A 17,030-nucleotide genomic window follows, 5' to 3' on the forward strand; every position below is an offset into this window, starting at 1 on the left:
TCACTGCGCTCCGTGTTCGGCGGTGGCCGCGACATCGGAGGCGACCTGCACGCTATCAGGTGCCATGACTGGCGCGGTGACAGCCGCAGTGACAGGCGCGGTGACACTGGCCGCATAGGTGCCGGTCTCCGGCAGCTCGCGGGTGTCGATGGACGGCACGACCGACAGCCCCGCCCGCAGGCGTGGCAATGCCGCTTCCGGGCCGGTCAGGCGGATACGCACCGGCACGCGCTGGACGATCTTGTTGAAGTTGCCGGTGGCATTGTCCGTCGGCAGCAGGCTGAACTCGGTGCCGGTCGCCGGCGCGAGGCTGTCCACCACCCCCTCGAACTCGATGTCCGGATAGGCATCCACCTCAAGGTGGACCGGCTGCCCGACACGCATGCGCTCTGTCTGGGTTTCCTTGTAGTTGGCCACCACGTAGGCGCTTTCCACCGGCACCAGCTGCATCAGGGTCAGCGAGGCGCTGGCCATGGTGCCGACCTCGACACTGCGATTGCCGACCACGCCGTTCTGGGGCGCACGAATCGAGGTCTTCTCCAGCTGGTGGCGCGCGTAGGCGAGATCCGCCGCCGCTGACACCACTTCGGCGCGGGCCGAGTCCAGCTGTGCCTTGTAGACCTCGAGTTGCTGACGCGCGGAGACCAGCGACGCCTGCTGCTGCGCCACGCTGGCCTCGGCGGTGCGCAGGGTCACCTGATCATCTTCAAGGGACTGCCGCGAGGCATAGCTGCGGCTCTCAAGACTCCTTGAGCGCTTGAGATGCAGCGCGGCCTGATCGCGCTCGGCCTTGGCCGAGGCCAGGGCCGCCTTGGCCTCATCGATCTTCGCGCTCTGCAGATCCAGCTGACGCTCGGCCTGTACTTCCCCGGTGCGCGCCTTGTCGAGTGCGGCGCTCGCCTGATCCAGGTTGGCCCTGGCATCCCCATCGTCCAGCTGAACCAGCAACTGCCCTTTCTTCACCGGCTGGTTGTCATGCACCAGCATGCGCGTCACGCGCGCGGTGATCTCGGAACGTACCGGCACGCTGTCGGTCCGCACATAGGCATTGTCGGTCTCCTGCATGAAGCGCCCGACCTGCCACCACTCGACTCCCATCACGCCACCCACGATCACGCCCGCCACCACGAGGAGCGCCACTGCGCCCTTGCCTGCCTTGTTCATACGGCGACTCTCTGTTGCTGCCTGTCAGTGCCAGGCAGGGAAACCGTCTGACGGTGGCCGGCCTCGATGACGCAACGCCTGCGCTCGGGACTGCCATCTTGCACCGCCACTAAGTGTAATGAATACTACACTTCATTGAGCCACCCCCGACAGCGTCAACCGACAGCGTGCCTCGTTCGCAATATCGCAACCCTGACGGCGTCAGTCGGCCCCTTTCACCAGAGGACACAGACATGACGGACTCCCCTTCCTCGCAGAGTGCTCCGGACACCGCCACATCCCGCACCTCGCCGCGCGGGGAAGCCCGCCTCAGACGCCAGCGGGAAGTCGCCAGAGAACACTTCCTGCAAAATGGCTACGCCGCGACCAGCATCAACGAGATCGCACGGGAGGCCGGCGGATCACTGACGACGCTTTATCGGAATTTCGGCAACAAGGAGGGGCTGTTCCTCGCCGTGATGCAGCAGGAAGCACAGTCGGTATGGTCGGTGATGGATCACGAGGTCAATGAGGCACGTCGCGTCGACGAGGCCCTGGAACACTTCGGGATGGCGATGCTGACACTGGCCCTCGAGCCACAGCTGATCCGGCTGTTTCGTGGCCTCGCCTTCGAGAGCGGCCGCAACCCGCAGCTCGGCAAGCTCTTCCTCGACAATGGCCCCAAGCTGACGCGCCAGCGGCTGGCTGGCTACCTGTCACGACAGGTGGCGGAGGGCCACTTGCCAGGCTCCGGCCTCGGGCAGGAACCGCTGGCCGCCGCCAACCTGCTGACCGGCATGCTGCTCAACCCGCTGCATGTCGATGCCCTGCTGGGCAGCTTCCCCGAACCGGCCGACCCGGAAAGCCTGCGACCACACGTCAGGCGCTGCGTGCGCGTCTTCATCGCGGGTTTCGGGGCCTGAACACTGGGCCCCTGACGTGATGACCCAGCCCCGCCGATGAGGTTATGGATGCGTCGTCATGGGAACAGTACAAAGCGTCTCGACAAAGGCCCTGGCTGCATGGGTCATCCGCCGATCACGGCGTTTGCACAATACCGTGGAACACGCCAGGCAGGCGGTACCCTGCATCGGAATGGCGACCAGGTCGCCGCGACTCAGCTCCACCTGACTGATCGCGTAACTTGGCAATATCGTCATGCCTCCATTGGCCAGGACATGCAGCTTCAGCATCTCGATATTGTCCATTTCAAAGATGACTCTGAACGTCTTGCCGATCCTGACGGAGGCTGCATTGACCAGTTGTCGCGTAAGAAAACTCCCGTTCAGCATCGCAAGCGAGCACCCCACCAGCGCTTCCAGGGTGATCGAATCGCACCCGGCCAGTGGATGGTCGGGCCGCGCGACAGCAATGAAATGCGTCGGGTAACGCTCGATGACCTCAATATCGGCAGGCAGATCCACTTCCATGGCAACTCCGATATCCACCGCGTCCGAACTCAGCTGGTCATAGACCGCCGGACTTCCCGTGACGGTACCGGAGAAGGTGACCTGTTCATGCTGTCGCTGGAAACGGGCGATGGCCGGCGACAGCCAGGTTCTCATCACCCCCTCTATGGTGGCGAAGCGCACGGTCCCCGCCATCAGACCATGGATTTCCTGAATCTTCGACTTCGCAAGGTCCATCTCTCTCAGGGTATTGCGCATGTGAGCTTCCAGGATGCGCCCCTCTTCCGTCAGGAACATGCCCGAAGAACGACGATCGAAGAGAGCCGTCTGAAAGCTATGTTCCAGGTTCTGTATCTGGCGACTGATGGCCGACGGACTGACATGCAGCTCATGCGCCGCCTGACGAACTGACCCGGTTTCCGCGACAGCCAGGAAATAACGATAAGTGAGTATCTGAATGGGAGCCTCCTGATCGAGGGGCGGTTGGTCAGCACCATTTAAGCGCACTTCTGACGTTCAGAACGTTGTCAGGTGTGTACTTTACGTCAACGCGGCGTGCTCAAGATTCTAATTTCCCATACAGGGAGTCGCGTTTACTCTGAACAGGACATCTCCCGGAAGATTTCATCACGATAAATAACGATCCTGACCTGCATGTCATATGCAAGGAAACATGATGAGCATAAGAAATATAAGAAAGTTCGTATGGTGGGTGGTCGCTCTCTGTCTATTACTGACATGGCTTCCTTATATTGGAATATTCAACTCCTCGAAATTGATTTGGGGAATTCCCCAGCCGCTGGCACTGACGCTGGTATGCAATGCGGTGCTCACACTCTGCGTCATTTCGCTATATCCCCTGTATTTCAAGCCCTTGATGAATGCACTGAAAGCAAGGCCCATCGTGGAGGAGCATTCACATGAATAACACCGTCACGATTGCTGTACTTGTCGCCTTCATCAGTGTCTTCATCCTGATTTCGCTATTCGCCAAACGCAGTGCCAACAATACGCAATCCACGACTTCCGAGGATTTCGTCATCGGCGGGAGAGGCATGGGCACTCTGGTGCTGGTGCTCTCCATGGGCGCAACCTATTTCTCCACCTGGACATTGCTCGGGGCCTTCGGTTCCTACTATCGCGAAGGCATCTGGTTCGTCGGCTTTGCCGTCTGGACCATCTTCCACGGTATCTTCATCTGGATGTTCGGCACCCGCATCTGGCTGGCTGGCAAGCGCTTCGGCTTCATCACTCCCGGACAGATGGTCGAGCGTTACTACCGCAGCAAGCGCCTGAAGATCGCCGTGGCCGTCACCGGCATCACGGCTCTGGTGCCTGTCATGCTGATCCAGGTCATCGGAGGCGCCAAGGCACTGGATGCCCTGTCAGGGGGAGCCATTCCCTATGTGGTCGGTGTGACCGTCACATCCATCATGGTCGGTGTGATCGTGCTGTGGGCCGGCTTCAAGGGCACCGCCTGGACGGACTCCTTCATGGGTATCTTCTTTGCCTCGATTCTCATCTTCACTGCCATCTATGTGATGAATCTTGCCGGCGGCAGTCAGATGTTCGCAGCCGTGGCCGAAATTCAACCAGAGCTGCTGGTCAATTCCGGCAAGCCATTGAAAATGTTGGAACTCTGGCTGGGACTTGGCTTCGGTGCCTGGGTATTGCCGCACATGTGGCAGAAGTTCTATTCCGCCTCCTCCGCAGAGGTACTCGGCAAGGTCGCCATGGCCACCCCGTTCTGGAATTCCTGGATGATGGCGATCATTCCGCTGCTCGTGGGTCTGGCGGCCGTGATCCCCGGAGTGGCTCCGGGCCTCGATGCCAGCAGCAGCGACACCATTCTTCCCTTGATCTTCAACGAGCATCTGCCACTGCTGGGCGCCTTCGTGGTTGCCGGCATCCTGGCCGCCGCCATCTCGACCATCAACAGCCAGCTACTATCATCGGCCAGTATCGTGGCGGAAGACATCGTCAACAGCTTCACCAAGGAGCCGCTGAGCAGTCAGCGCATCACGCTCATCACGCGTGTAGTCGTGGCGTCATTGACCGTACTAGTCTTCCTGCTGGCCATGTTGCCCAGTGGTGCAGGCTATCTGGTGCCCATCGCTTCGCTCGGCTTCGGTCTCGGTCTGCAACTGGTGCCTTCCGCACTCGGCATGCTGCATTTCCGTCGAATCACGGAAGCCGGTGCCTTTGCAGGGCTGCTCTCGGGGACTGCGGTGATGGCGATCCTGGCCATCTTGCAACTGGATATCGTCATCGGCCCCAGTATCTCAGGCTTCATCGTCAACCTTGTCGTGATGATGGTCGTCAGTCGTCTGTCAGCTCCGGTCTGTGAACGATCACAGCATGAATTCCATGACATGTTCGATGAATACATGCGCGACAACTGCGACACGCCTGTTCCCTCAAGCACTCAACCTTCGCGCTGAATTCTCATGGCGTCCTTTATCTCCAATTCATAGGTGACTCTCATGCAAGACAACGTAAAAGTTGCAGTGATCCAGGACAGCAGCGTGCCATTCGATGCCGAGAAGACAGCCCTCAAGGCATGCCGTCTCATAGAGGAAGCTGCGCAGGGAGAGGCCGAGCTGGTGGTATTTCCAGAGGCGTTTCTGGGTACCTATCCCAAGGGGCTGACATTCGGCGCCCCGGTAGGCACGCGGCTCCCGGAAGGACGTGAAGACTTTCGACGCTATTTTGAAGGCGCCGTGGAAATCGACGGACCGGAACTGCGCAGCATTGAAGAATCAGCCCGCGAACATGGCGTCTTCATCGTCATGGGCATCATCGAACGCGATGGCTCGACCCTGTATTGCAGCGTGGTGTTCATCGATCCGCAGGCAGGAATTGTCGGCAAGCGTCGCAAGCTCATGCCCACGGGCTCGGAGCGTCTCATCTGGGGCTTCGGAGACGGCTCGACATTGGATGCCGTGGATAGCTCACTGGCCAAGGTCGGCGCGGTGATCTGCTGGGAAAATTACATGCCGGCACTGCGCCAGACGATGTATGGGCAGGGAGTGGAGATCTACTGCGCACCGACGGCTGATGACCGCGATACCTGGCTGTCTTCCATGCAGCACATCGCGCTGGAAGGCCGCTGCTATGTCCTGAGTGCCTGCCAGTACCTGACACGTGGCGACTTCGGAGATGACTACAACTGCGTACTCGGTGACTCGCCGGAACATGTCCTGATGCGCGGCGGCAGCGTGATTCTCGGACCACTCGGCGAGATCATCGCAGGCCCTGTCTTCAATGAGCGTACCATCCTGCATGCCACACTTGCGCGCGATACGTTGATCCGCAGCAAGCTGGATTTCGATCCGGTGGGGCATTACGCCCGCCCCGATGTGCTGTCCGTGATGGTGGATCGTGAAGAAAAGAAGGCCGTCTATTACTGAGCTTGTCTGATGCCTGATGCCTGACGCCTGAGCGCTGTCGTGAACGGTGACAGTCGACTGACGCACCAATGACAACAGCCCCACTCTCGACACTCGAGGGTGGGGCTGTTGTCGTTGGTGTGGAGTGTCAGGGCAGCCTGTCAGGTAATACGCGATGTCTCACATCATTACACGGAACCTGCCGGACGCAGTCGTGATAACCACCCGCCATTGCGTGCCTGGGCGCGCACACCGGGGAAGTTGAGTTCCACCTGACGCAGACACAGGGTCAGCACGATGGTCAGCACGAGGTAGATGGCACCGATGAACAGCAGCGGCTCGTAGGTGAGGAAGTTCTCGTCACGAATGATGTTGGCGACCTGCAGCAGGTCCATCATCGCGATCGTCGAGACCAGCGGCACCGACTTGAGCAGCAGGATCATCTCGCCGGTCAGGGTCGGCAGGCATAGCTGGATGGCACGCGGCAACCACAGGCGAGTGAAGACCTGGAAGGGCCTCATGCCGAAGGCACGCCCCGCTTCCCGCTCACCCGGTGGCACGCTGAGCAGCGCACCGCGCAGGACTTCGCCGGTATAGGCGCCCACCGAGAGGGTGAAGGTCAGGGTGGCGTAGAAGAACGGGTCACGCAGAACGCCCCAGAACAGGCTCTCGCGAATGCCGGGGATGCCTTCCAGCAGCCGACCGATGCCGTAATAGAAGAAGAACAACTGCACCAGCAGGGGCGTGCCTCGCATCACGATGGTCACGCCATTGGCTAGCCAAGCGAGGGGCCTGGGGCCCTTGATGCGCGCCAATGCCATGCCGACCGCCAGCGTGAAACCCAGCACGGCCGACACCACCAGCAACAACAGGGTATTGAACAACCCCCGCCACAATGATTCCTGATAGTAGGGGTCCGACAACCAGCTGAAGTCCATATCACGCCTCCTGGGCAGAAATGACGGGCTCGCCACGGCGCACGTAGCGCTCCAGCCGGCCGAACGCGAGGCTCGAGGTCAGCGTCATCAGCAGATACAGAAGTCCTGCCACGCTGTAGAACAGGAAGTAGTCGCGCGTGCTGGCCGCCGCCTGTTGCACGGTGAAGAACAGCTCACTGAAGCCAATGACACTGATCAACGCCGTGTCCTTGATCAGAATCAGCCACAGGTTTGACATGCCGGGCAGTGCATTGGGCAGCATGCCGGGCAGCGTGATATGGCGAAACCGTGCCAGCGGAGAAAAGCCATAGGCATCGGCGGCCTCGAGCTGGCCCTTGGGAATGGCCAGAATGGCGCCCCGGAAGACCTCGGTCATGTAGGCCCCCTGGACGAAGGCCAGCACGCCGACGGCAGTGACGAAGCCACTGATCTCGATCTGGCCCGCGACACCCAGCGCGTTCATGAGCGCAGTGAGTGCCTGGGAGCCACCGTAATACAGCAGGATGATCAGCAGCAGTTCCGGCACCGCGCGAACGGCGGTCGAGTAGCTGGTGGCAAGCGCCCGCAGCACCGCCCATGGGCTGAGTCTTGCCGCTGCGCCGACCAACCCCAGCAGCAACCCGATGGCATAGGCAGCAAAGGCGATCTGCAAGGTGGTGACGGCACCGGACAGGATAGGGCCGGCCCAATCGGCAAGCCCTTCTTGGGCAAACTGGGACATGATCAGAAGCCTTGTCGTATCAGGTGAATAGGAGGAAGGCACTACGGGAAGCGTGCTGGCCAGACGACACCAGCCATCGGGCCAGCACGCTCGTGATCAGCCCAGGCAGACGTCGGTATCGAAGTACTTGTTCGACAGCGCCGTGCAGGTACCGTCCGCGTAGACCTTCTGGATGGCATCATCGATCGCCGCCTTCAGCGCCCCCTCTTCCTTGCGAATCCCGATGCCGACCCCCTCGCCATAGGCCGGGTGCTGCGGCGTGGTCGCCTTGATCTCGAAGCCGTGTGCCTCCTCGCGCTTGATCAGCGCATTCATGGCGATCTCGTCTGCCAGAATCACATCCACCCGACCGGAAAACAGGTCACTGTTGGCCTGCTCCTGCTGGTCATAGAGGCGCACCTGGACACCGCTGTCCCTCAATGCCCGGCGCGCGAAGTTGGCGTGGGTGGTCGCCGCCTGGGCACCGAGAACCATGCCATCCAGGCCTTCTGGAATATCGATATCCAGGTCGCTGGCGGCCACATAGGCACCCGATGAATGGTAATAGGGAATGCTGAAGTCGATAACCTTCTCGCGAGCATTGGTGATGGTCATCGAATTCATGATCATGTCGATACGCCCGGCCTTCAGCGAAGGAATGATGCCGCTCCAGCCTGTGGGGGTAATCTCGCACTCACGTTGCATGGCGTCACAGATCGCGTTGGCCAGCTCGACCTCGAAGCCGGTCCACTCGCCGCTGGCGGAGGTATAGGTAAAGGGCGGGTAAGGTTCGGCGGAGATCCCGACCTTGAGAGTGTCGGCGGCGTGCACCTGGGCGGCGCCAAGCGTCAGGCCACCCAGTGCCAGTCCCCCCATCATCAGTGCACCGGCCAGCTTGCGCAGCGCAGATATGGAAGTCGAGGCAGAACGCGTTCCACGCGCGGTCAGTGAAGGTATCTTGGCAGCGAATCCAGCATCGTTCATCAAGGTCATCAGGCCATCTCCTGGCAATTGTTGTGGTTCCATCAGCGGCATGGTGGGGAAGTCCATGCCGGGGCAATTCAGTGGAGGCCTCCTCAAGCTGCCGGTGCGATGAAGCGTCGGCAGCGTTCATGGCGGGTCTGCTCGAAGACCTCCGCCGGACTGCCTGCCACCCCGACTCGGCCTTCATCGAGGAAAACGATCTGGTCGGACACTTCTCTGGCGAAGGCCATTTCGTGGGTCACCATCAGCATGGTGCGTCCTTCATCGGCGAGACTGCGGATGACACTGAGCACTTCACTGACCCGCTCCGGGTCCAGAGCGGATGTCGGCTCATCAAAGAGCAGGACACGCGGTTCCATTGCCAGCGCACGCGCGATCGCGACTCGCTGCTGCTGCCCCCCGGAGAGAAACGCCGGATAGCTGTCGGCGCGCTCCAGCATGCCGACCCGCTCCAGGTAATGTTCCGCGATGCGAGTCGCCTCACGCCGAGACTTGCCTTTCACGCGCATCGGCGCTTCGGTGACGTTGCCGAGCACGGTCAGGTGCGGCCACAGATTGAACTGCTGGAAGACCATGGTGACCTTGGAGCGCAGGCGCTGGATCTGACGACGATCCAGCCCGATGAGGCCACCACGGCTGTCGCGATCGAAACGTAGATGCTCATCGGCGATCGACAGCTCCCCCCTGTTGGGGCGTTCCAACAGATTCATGCAGCGCAGCAAGGTACTCTTGCCGGAGCCACTGGCGCCGATGATGGTGGTGACACTGCCTTCCGTCACGCGCAATGACACGTCATGCAGCACTGCCAGATCACCGTAGTGCTTGACGATGTTGCTGGCTTCGACGATGACCCGATTCGATGAGGATCGCGAGGGCCCTGCCCTGCCTTCAAGGCAGACTTCCTGAGGCTGAGAGATGCCGTTGCTGTCTGCTTTCATCGAGCGGGTCATGGGAGATACGTTCGAGGGCGAGATAGTCATGAGCGACTCACAAGTGGGTGGCTGTGGCTGGCTTGGGATGGGGCACCGTGCAGCGGGGATCGGCATGACGCACTACTTTGATGCGCTGCGCGACTGCCTGACCGAAGCGACCGATGGCCAGATGGTGCTTGCCCTGCCGCGATCTGCCGCGACCCGTCGCGACATCAGCGGTAGCGCGAACAACAATTGATACAGTTGTATAGCAATAGGCGTTCCACATAACGACTCCCCACACCACGGACGGGTGCGGCAGGCACTATCAGCACGAAATGCAAGCCTTGAGGCGACGCAGCAATGCCACACGGGGCAGGAATCTGTCAGCTCTCGCCCCATGCCGTCATCGCGGTAGGGAGGCTACGTCAGTCTTGCAGGCTGGCGTTCACGGCAGCGACGGCATCTTCGCCATCGCGGGTCGTCACGCCGGCAAGAAACTCCGCCAGACGCTCCGGGTGGGCGACGAGCCAGTCGTGCGCCACCTCATCGAGGTCACGCTCGTTCAGGCTGTAGTCGAGGATGAAGGCGCTCTGCTCATCGGAACTGAAGACCAGCTGATCGAGAAAGCGCGTCAGGTTGGGATTGGCCTCGGCGTAGGCGGTCCGCACGACGGTCTTGACATCACTGGCGCCGTTGTCAGGGCCGAAGACCGATTCCGGGTCTTCCAGGATATGGGTGTCGAATTCCGGCACCATCCAGTGCGGCGTCCAGCCGTAGAAGGCGATCCAGCGTTGCTCGCGCTCGGCGGCGCGCACTTCACTGAGCATCCCCGGCGTCGAGGATTCCATCGCATCCCAGTCACCCAGCCCATAGACATCGTCGTCGATGGCGCCGTTGAGCATGTCGCTGATGGTGGAGCCGCTTTCGATGGAGTAGATGGTCTCATCGAATTCATCGGCGTGGGCGGCCAGATCCGCCGCGCTGTGGATACCCGCGTCATAGACATAGCCCGGCACCGCGAAGCCCATCCGGGCACCGGTGACGTTGTTGCCGAGATCCGTGATAGCGCCGGCCGCCATGGCCGCGTCGTAGCTGTCCTTCTGGGCCGGCAGCCAGCCGGCGAGGAAGGCATCACTATCGCCGGTGGTCAGCGTGTTGTAACCGACGGTGGAGCTGACTTCCTGCCGCTCCACGTCATAGCCCATGGGGGCGAGAATCTGGGCGACGATCTCGCTCTTGACGCTGACACCGGGCCAGGGCGGCACGATGAGCGTCAAGGCGTCGTCCGTGTCCTGGGCAGAAGCCGCCAGCGGCGCCGTACTGAGCAGCAGTGCACCGAGCGTGAGAAGTCCGCGGCGGGTGCCGCGCAACGGGGAAGAGGTCAGGCAGGTCAGGGGTCGCTTCATCTTGTCGTTCCTTGTCAGCACCGGTCGCGCCGGGCCTTGTTATAGGGAGTGTCAAGCGGGGTCTTGCATGCCTTGCGCGACTGCAGCCGATGGCGCTGCCACCAGTTTCGGCAGGCCGCCAAAGGGCTCACGCCCCATCACGCGCGCAAGCATCGGGAGGAAATGCGCAAGCGGCAGGGTGTCGTATTCGGGATCGAAGCTGGTCTGGTCCCACTCGTCACAGAAGCGCACGGTGCGCTCATAGGCAGGGTGGTGGGCGTAGGCATCACGTGCATGGCGGTCCTGGCCGAAGTATTCCCGGTAGTGATAGCCCTGGAACAGCTCGTGATGGCGAATCATCCAGACATTGAGCGGATCGATGAACGGTTCGAGGATACCGGCGGCGATCTCGGCATGATTGGCCGGTGCGAGATCATCGCCGATGTCGTGCAACAGCGCGCAGACCACCATCTCCTCATCGGCGCCGGCACGCAAGGCGCGGGTCGCCGTCTGCAGGCAGTGCTCGTAGCGATCCACCGGATAGCCATGGTGATCTCCCTGGAGGCGGCCCAGGTGGGCAATCACGCGCCGACAGGCATCGGACTGATACTCCCGGAAGTGCGCATCGATCAGCGCCCATTCGGCATGCGTGCTTTCCGCGAAGCTGCGAAAGCGCGCCTGGGTCATCGGGACGGTATCTTGCTGACTCATGCGGTGGCCTCCTCCCGGTTGTCCGGCTGACCGCTGAGCTGATCGGCAAGCTGGTCGGCCAGCAGCAGGCGGCGGCTGGCCGTGGAGTCGCGATCCACATAGCCCTGACGCATGTGGCGGATGCCGCCTTCCAGCTGGAAGGCACTGCGACCATGGAACAGCCGGTAGTTGTCCATGATCAGCATCTGGCCCGGCGCCAGCTTGAGATGCAGCGTGAAGTCGTCACCGGCAATCAGGCGGTAGAACGCCTGACGGGCCGCGTAGTAACGGCGCAGGGTCGCGCTCGGCAACGCCGGCACCCGCTCGGTACGATTGGAGAAGCGCACACGGGCCACCTGCCCCCGACTATCCAGCTCGATCAAGGGGCCTTCGCTCTCCAGCCGCGTGGTGGCATCGTGATAGCGGAATCCGGGGCTGACCTCGGTTAAGCAGGCAAAGGCCTCGGGGTCTTCACGACGCAGATGCTCCGCCGCGCTGAACCCGTCCACCAGCGTGCTGTCACCCCCCTGGGCGGCATTGCGCAGGCAGTGCAGCCAGATATAGCCGGGAATCGGATCGCGATAGGGGTTGTCGGTATGCGGCTCCAGCCCGCGCTGGGTCATCGTGAGGTCATAGGCGTTGGCGACGGATTTCACGTCGGCGATGCCGCCCCAGTTGGTGCGTCGCAGCGGCCCGATGCGATGGATCAGCCCCTGCATGCCGTCCTCCGTGTCCGGCACGCCACTGACCCGCACGAAGCCGAAGCGCTGCAACTGCTCGAGCATGTCCAGCAAGGCCGCGTCATCGTCCAGTGCTGCCGCGAAGTCAGCCTCGGGCAGCTGGGCGAGACTCCCCTGCCAGAACGTCATGCCCTGGTAGGCCTGTGGCGCGCGACACTCCGCCAGCAGGACCGATGACGAGACACTCACCGCGTGGCCGTCGCTGAAGGCCAGCGACAGCGTATCGCCGTCGAGCTGCGCCTCGCTCAGGCGCAGCTCCAGCGGCAGATCCGCCGCCTCGATCAGGCGCTGACCGGTCAGGGAATCGAGAGTCGCGTCATCAGGACTCCGCTCGCGCAGCCAGAGCGCCTCGAGGGTCAGATCACCCTCGGGGTGGCTCAGCTGCAGTTGTCGTCCGGAGTCTGTCAGGCAGACGGAAAGGGGGGCGCTGGGCACTCGATGTTCTCCACGGCTGGGGAGCGGCACGCTTGTTTTCCCTGGCAGGTGCCTGCTCTCGGGGGCGGGTCCGACTGGAATCTCTTCTACCTTAAGCCCCTACCGTCGAAGTGGTTTGAGGAAATTGGACATAGATTTGATGAAATTGGCCATATGTCGGACCAGCGTACGCGGCGCATCCGCGGAAACGAATCGGCAAGGCTTGGGAAGGAATGCCAGGCAGGCCCGGCAGCCATCGTGCGCCGGGGGTACGACAAGAGAACGAGGGCCGGGAGCCCCCATTCGACATCAGTCGGTCAGGTGCAGGACCTGACCGTTGAGCGCGCGACCGGCACCACCGGCCAGGAAGCGCGCGCACTCCGCCACGGCGTCCGGTCGGCTGCCCTCGGGACACAGCAGATTGGCACGCACCCTGTCGGGGGCACGCAGCGCGAGGCGCTGGATCAACTCACCCAGCGCCGCCTGCGCCATGGCAGTGCCATGATGCTCCTGCGAGGGCAGCGGCGAGGACAGCGGCGGCGCGACGGCCAGCAGGCGTCCACCGTGGCGCAACATGCGTGCACAGGCCGCCTTGAGCAAGGCGCCGGGCCCGGCGACCTGCGCGACCAGACACGCCTCCAGCGACTGCCCGGCCACGGCCTGCGGCGGCATGCAGACCAGCACGTCGAGACGGCCGAGACGCGCCACCAGCACCTCGAAACAGCCCTCGCCCACCACCTGACCGAAGCGATCCGACTGCTCGCCGCCCAGCGCGTCCAGCACGCGCTCGAGATCCGTCTGCGCGGTGCTCATCAGGGCGATGATGGCACCATCCTCCAGGAAGGTGCGCGCCATGGCTTCCAGCCATTCCCCCTGCCCCGCAATCAATACCCTGCGTCGTGGCAGCATCTCATTCTCCCTGATGGATCGCTCTGCCGATCACGGCGGATCTGTGGCACATCACCTCCCTGTGATGCCCCTCGCGCTGCTGCCCCCTCCCCCGGCGTGGCGGTGGCACGGTGCCGATGTCACGCCCGCACTCTGCCCACACCCTGCCCGCCCCCTGCCCGCACTCAGGGCATCAGCCCCGGCAACCACAGCACCAGCGCGGGGAACAGCATGCACAGGATCAACCCCGCCAGCTGCAGGCCGACGAAGGGCAGAATCGAGCGATAGATGGTGCCGATGGACACCTGCCCGGCGGTGATGCCCTTGAGATAGAACAATGCGTAGCCGAAGGGGGGGGTCAGGAAACTCGTCTGCAGATTGATGGCGACCAGAATCGCGAACCATACCAGCAGCCCCTGGCCGGAAAGCCCGAGCCCGAAGTCCAGCGCCTCGACCACCGGCGCCACCAGCGGCAGCACCACGAAGCTGATCTCGATCCACTCCAGGAAGAAGCCGAGCACGAAGATCAGTCCCATCAGCAGCAACAGCAGGCCGTAGGGACCCAGGCCGGTGCCGGTGATGACATCCTCGATCAGATAGTCGCCGCCCAGGCGCTTGAAGACCACCGAGAAGCAGGTCGCGCCGATGACGACGAACAGGATCATCGCGCTGGTCCGCGAGGTATCGCGCAGCGTGTTGCGCAGGGTGTCGAAGGACAGCCCGCCCATCACCAGCGCCAGCAGCAGACTGCCGCCCGCGCCGATGGCCGCAGCCTCGGTGGGCGTGGCGATACCGGTCATGATCGAGCCCAGCACCGCGACGATCAGCACCATCGGGCCGAGCAGATCCCGCAGCAGCGCCAGCGGCAGCGGCGTCTTGTCGGTGCCGAGCAGCGACTGGTCCGGCAGCGGTGCCCAGTCCGGACGCAGCTTGGCGGTGATCAGCAGGTAGGCCACGTAGAGCGCGCCGAGCATCAGCCCCGGAATCAGCGCCGCCTTGAACAGCGCCCCCACCGAGATCTGCAGGATGGAGCCCATCAGCACCAGCATGATCGAGGGCGGAATCAGGATGCCCAGGGTGCCGGAGGCCGCGATCACGCCACAGGCCATCTCGGCCTTGTAGCCCTGCCCCAGCATCACCGGCAGCGCCAGCAGCCCCAGCATGACCACCGAGGCACCGATGATGCCGGTACTGGCCGCCATCACCACGCCCAGCAGCGCCACCGAGACGGCAAGACCGCCATGCACGCGACCGAACAGGCGCTGCAACGTCATCAGCAGATTGCGCGCCACCCCGGAGCTTTCCAGCATCAGTCCCATGAACACGAACAGCGGAATCGCGATCAGCAGCCAGTTCTCGATCACCCCGCCGAAGATGCGCGAGCCGACGGTGCCGAGAAACGGCAGCGGAATGTCACCGATGAAGGCGAACAGGATACCCAGCCCGCCGAGCAGGAAGGCTACCGGGTAGCCGGAGAAGATACCGATCAGAAGTGCCACCACCATGGTGATGGGCAAGGCGTATTCAGCGAGCATCGTCATGGCTCCCGTCTGCTTGATCCTTGGGTGCCGTCGTGCCGGCCGTCTCGTGTGCAGCGGTGTCCTGCGTCTTGCCTGCCTGAGGTGCAAGGCCGGCAAGACTGGCAATCTCGTGGTCCTTCAGGCGCTCAGGAGTGCGCGCCGGGTCGAACAGGCAGGCCAGATTCTCGAAGATCTGCCCGAGTGCGCCGAGGGCGAGAAACACCAGTCCCGTCGGCAGCATCGCCTTGATCAGATACCGGTCCACCAGCCCGCCGTAGTTGGACTTCTCGCCGGACATGTAGGACATGGTGACGAAGTGCTTGGACAGCCAGGCGATCAGCAGGCAGAAGGGAATCAGCATGATGAGGTGGCCGAGGATATCGACCACGGCGCGCCCACGCGGCGAGAGGCGCTGGTAGAACAGATCGACCCGCACATGCGTGTCGCTGTGCAAGGCATAGGTGCCACCGAACAGCGTCAGCAGGCCGAACAGATGCCATTGAAGCTCGGTGACGGAATTGATGGTGATCGCGGTGCCGAACAGCAGCACGTCAGGCGACCCCCAGTTGGCGATTTCATTGATGCCCAGGGCGTTGAGCGTGACGGTGGTGAGCACGGCCAGGATGATCGCCAGACCCAACCAGCTGGTCAGGCGACCCACCCATAGCCCCAGGCCGACCAGCGGTCGGCCCAGGGCGTCACACACCGCCCCGCCCTGTGCCCGCCAGGGCGCAAGGCGGGGGTCGGTCATTGGGCGCTACCCTCCTCAGCGTCACCGGCCTGCTTCATGGCCATCGGCTGCGGCATGGCCTGCAGCTCGTACCATTCGTCGATCAGTGCGGCATGCTTCATCAGCGAATCATAGGCCTTGGCGAAGTCAGGATTGGTCTGCTTCTCTTCTTCCAGCACTTCCCCCCATGCCTTCTGCAGCGCGGTCATCACCTGTTCCGGGAAGCGCTTGACCTCGACACCCTTGGCTTCGAGCTCATGGATCGCACGTACCTGAGCCGGCGGCGCTTCGCCCATCGCCCATTGCAGGGTCGCGCGGCAGGCGGTCTGGAACTGCGCCTTGCGCTGATCACTGTAGCTGTCCCACACCTGCTGGTTGATCAACAGCGAGAACCAGCTGGCGCTCTGGTGCCAACCCGGGAAGTAGTAGTACTTGGCGACTTCATTGAAGCCCATCGCCTGATCGACCTGCGGCACCGAGAACTCGGTGGCATCGACACGGCCACGCTCCAGCGCGAGATAGATCTCGCTGCCCGGTACCAGCTGGGTGGAGGCGCCCAGCTTGTTGAGCACCTTGGCGCCGAGGCCCGAGATGCGCATCGACAGGCCCTTGAAGTCATCCGGCGAGTTGATTTCCTTGTTGTACCAGCCGCCCGTCTCCTGCGGGGAGATGAAGCACGGCAGCACCTTCACGCCGTAGGGGTCATAGGCGGCCTGGATCAGCTCGGTGCCCTCACCGGCCCACATCCATGACATGAAGGCTTCCGGGCTCGGGCCGAACGGCAGCGCCCCGTAGAGGTTGGTGATCGGCACCGTGCCGGCCCAGTAGCCCATCCAGTCCCAACCGGCCTGGATCGCGCCGGAAGAGACGGAGTTGAAGACTTCGAAGGCCGGCACCAGATCGCCCGGCTCGTGCACGCGCAGACCGACTTCACCGCCGGTGGCGCTCTTGAGTTCCTCGGACAGACGCACGGCCCCGGCGCCCAGGAAGTTCTTGGTCGAGAAGGTACTGGCGACGTCGAGCTGCTTCGGCCCTTCCGCCTGAGCAGGTGCGGCGGCCATCAAGGTGGTGGTGGCGACGGCCGCCGCGATGGCGGCTCCGAGGCGCAGGCGACGAGTCGGCGTCGTGTGACGCGGCGTGGCGTGATGCAACATGGCACGGCTCCCTGATTTGTTGTTGTACTGGC

Annotated in this window: 17 protein-coding genes and 1 pseudogene; 4 read left to right on the plus strand and 14 right to left on the minus strand. The window is 62.8% G+C overall.

Annotated features, from left to right (window positions below):
• On the minus strand, positions 1 to 1,164 hold the full coding sequence (locus HXS65_RS09370) for an HlyD family secretion protein (protein WP_176493721.1): 1,164 nt from the start codon (positions 1,162 to 1,164) through the stop codon (positions 1 to 3).
• A 233-nt stretch (positions 1,165 to 1,397) separates the two neighbouring features.
• On the opposite strand from HXS65_RS09370, the gene HXS65_RS09375 reads away from it, so the two are divergent.
• Positions 1,398 to 2,066 carry a TetR/AcrR family transcriptional regulator gene (locus HXS65_RS09375; RefSeq protein ID WP_176493722.1) on the plus strand — a complete coding sequence of 223 codons (669 nt, stop codon included), beginning with the start codon at positions 1,398 to 1,400 and terminating at the stop codon, positions 2,064 to 2,066.
• A gap of 42 nt (positions 2,067 to 2,108) precedes the next feature.
• Here HXS65_RS09375 and HXS65_RS09380 read toward each other — a convergent pair whose 3' ends face one another.
• Complete coding sequence (locus tag HXS65_RS09380) at positions 2,109 to 2,810, minus strand: LysR family transcriptional regulator substrate-binding protein (protein WP_255304479.1); 702 nt, start codon at positions 2,808 to 2,810, stop codon at positions 2,109 to 2,111.
• A 27-nt stretch (positions 2,811 to 2,837) separates the two neighbouring features.
• A pseudogene (locus HXS65_RS17580) lies at positions 2,838 to 3,059 on the minus strand (LysR family transcriptional regulator); the annotation flags it as partial.
• Positions 3,060 to 3,472: 413 nt separating this feature from the next.
• Here HXS65_RS17580 and HXS65_RS09385 point away from each other — a divergent pair.
• Together HXS65_RS09385 and HXS65_RS09390 are read left to right on the plus strand one after the other, a co-directional pair.
• A complete protein-coding gene (locus HXS65_RS09385; RefSeq protein ID WP_084209447.1) occupies positions 3,473 to 4,993 on the plus strand; it encodes a sodium:solute symporter in 1,521 nt (506 codons plus the stop codon).
• Between the two features lie 42 nt (positions 4,994 to 5,035).
• Positions 5,036 to 5,962, plus strand: a complete 927-nt coding sequence (locus HXS65_RS09390) for a carbon-nitrogen hydrolase family protein (RefSeq protein ID WP_084209448.1) — start codon at positions 5,036 to 5,038, stop codon at positions 5,960 to 5,962.
• Between the two features lie 167 nt (positions 5,963 to 6,129).
• Here the strand turns inward: HXS65_RS09390 and HXS65_RS09395 are convergent, their stop codons facing one another.
• From HXS65_RS09395 to HXS65_RS09410, 4 genes are all read right to left on the minus strand, one after another.
• Positions 6,130 to 6,879, minus strand: coding sequence for an ABC transporter permease (locus tag HXS65_RS09395; protein WP_084209449.1), 750 nt, complete (start codon positions 6,877 to 6,879; stop codon positions 6,130 to 6,132).
• A 1-nt stretch (position 6,880) separates the two neighbouring features.
• Complete coding sequence (locus HXS65_RS09400) at positions 6,881 to 7,600, minus strand: ABC transporter permease (RefSeq protein ID WP_084209450.1); 720 nt, start codon at positions 7,598 to 7,600, stop codon at positions 6,881 to 6,883.
• A 96-nt stretch (positions 7,601 to 7,696) separates the two neighbouring features.
• Positions 7,697 to 8,572, minus strand: a complete 876-nt coding sequence (locus tag HXS65_RS09405; protein ID WP_255304472.1) for a transporter substrate-binding domain-containing protein — start codon at positions 8,570 to 8,572, stop codon at positions 7,697 to 7,699.
• Between the two features lie 83 nt (positions 8,573 to 8,655).
• Positions 8,656 to 9,501, minus strand: a complete 846-nt coding sequence (locus HXS65_RS09410; protein ID WP_176493723.1) for an amino acid ABC transporter ATP-binding protein — start codon at positions 9,499 to 9,501, stop codon at positions 8,656 to 8,658.
• Positions 9,502 to 9,541: 40 nt separating this feature from the next.
• Between HXS65_RS09410 and HXS65_RS09415 the strand changes: the two genes are divergently transcribed.
• Positions 9,542 to 9,733, plus strand: coding sequence for a hypothetical protein (locus tag HXS65_RS09415; RefSeq protein WP_176493724.1), 192 nt, complete (start codon positions 9,542 to 9,544; stop codon positions 9,731 to 9,733).
• A 169-nt stretch (positions 9,734 to 9,902) separates the two neighbouring features.
• Here HXS65_RS09415 and HXS65_RS09420 read toward each other — a convergent pair whose 3' ends face one another.
• The 7 genes from HXS65_RS09420 to HXS65_RS09450 all read right to left on the minus strand — a co-directional run bounded on the left by HXS65_RS09420 (position 9,903) and on the right by HXS65_RS09450 (position 16,998).
• The gene (locus HXS65_RS09420; protein ID WP_084209453.1) at positions 9,903 to 10,883 is read right to left on the minus strand and encodes an ABC transporter substrate-binding protein; all 981 of its coding nucleotides are present in this window, start codon (positions 10,881 to 10,883) and stop codon (positions 9,903 to 9,905) included.
• Positions 10,884 to 10,934: 51 nt separating this feature from the next.
• Positions 10,935 to 11,549, minus strand: coding sequence for an HD domain-containing protein (locus HXS65_RS09425; protein ID WP_176493770.1), 615 nt, complete (start codon positions 11,547 to 11,549; stop codon positions 10,935 to 10,937).
• A gap of 20 nt (positions 11,550 to 11,569) precedes the next feature.
• Positions 11,570 to 12,727: a TauD/TfdA family dioxygenase gene (locus HXS65_RS09430; RefSeq protein WP_375782208.1), complete on the minus strand. Its 1,158-nt coding sequence runs from the start codon at positions 12,725 to 12,727 to the stop codon at positions 11,570 to 11,572.
• Positions 12,728 to 13,015: 288 nt separating this feature from the next.
• On the minus strand, positions 13,016 to 13,615 hold the full coding sequence (locus HXS65_RS09435) for a hypothetical protein (protein WP_077378599.1): 600 nt from the start codon (positions 13,613 to 13,615) through the stop codon (positions 13,016 to 13,018).
• Between the two features lie 164 nt (positions 13,616 to 13,779).
• Complete coding sequence (locus HXS65_RS09440; protein WP_077378596.1) at positions 13,780 to 15,129, minus strand: TRAP transporter large permease subunit; 1,350 nt, start codon at positions 15,127 to 15,129, stop codon at positions 13,780 to 13,782.
• Positions 15,119 to 15,865, minus strand: a complete 747-nt coding sequence (locus HXS65_RS09445) for a TRAP transporter small permease subunit (RefSeq protein WP_077378593.1) — start codon at positions 15,863 to 15,865, stop codon at positions 15,119 to 15,121. The genes HXS65_RS09440 and HXS65_RS09445 overlap by 11 nt, the downstream gene beginning before the upstream one ends.
• Positions 15,862 to 16,998 carry a TRAP transporter substrate-binding protein gene (locus tag HXS65_RS09450; RefSeq protein WP_255304473.1) on the minus strand — a complete coding sequence of 379 codons (1,137 nt, stop codon included), beginning with the start codon at positions 16,996 to 16,998 and terminating at the stop codon, positions 15,862 to 15,864. The genes HXS65_RS09445 and HXS65_RS09450 overlap by 4 nt, the downstream gene beginning before the upstream one ends.
• Positions 16,999 to 17,030 lie beyond the last annotated feature (32 nt).

This window comes from Cobetia sp. 5-25-4-2, assembly GCF_013374075.1.
Classification (GTDB): Bacteria; Pseudomonadota; Gammaproteobacteria; order Pseudomonadales; family Halomonadaceae; genus Cobetia; species Cobetia marina.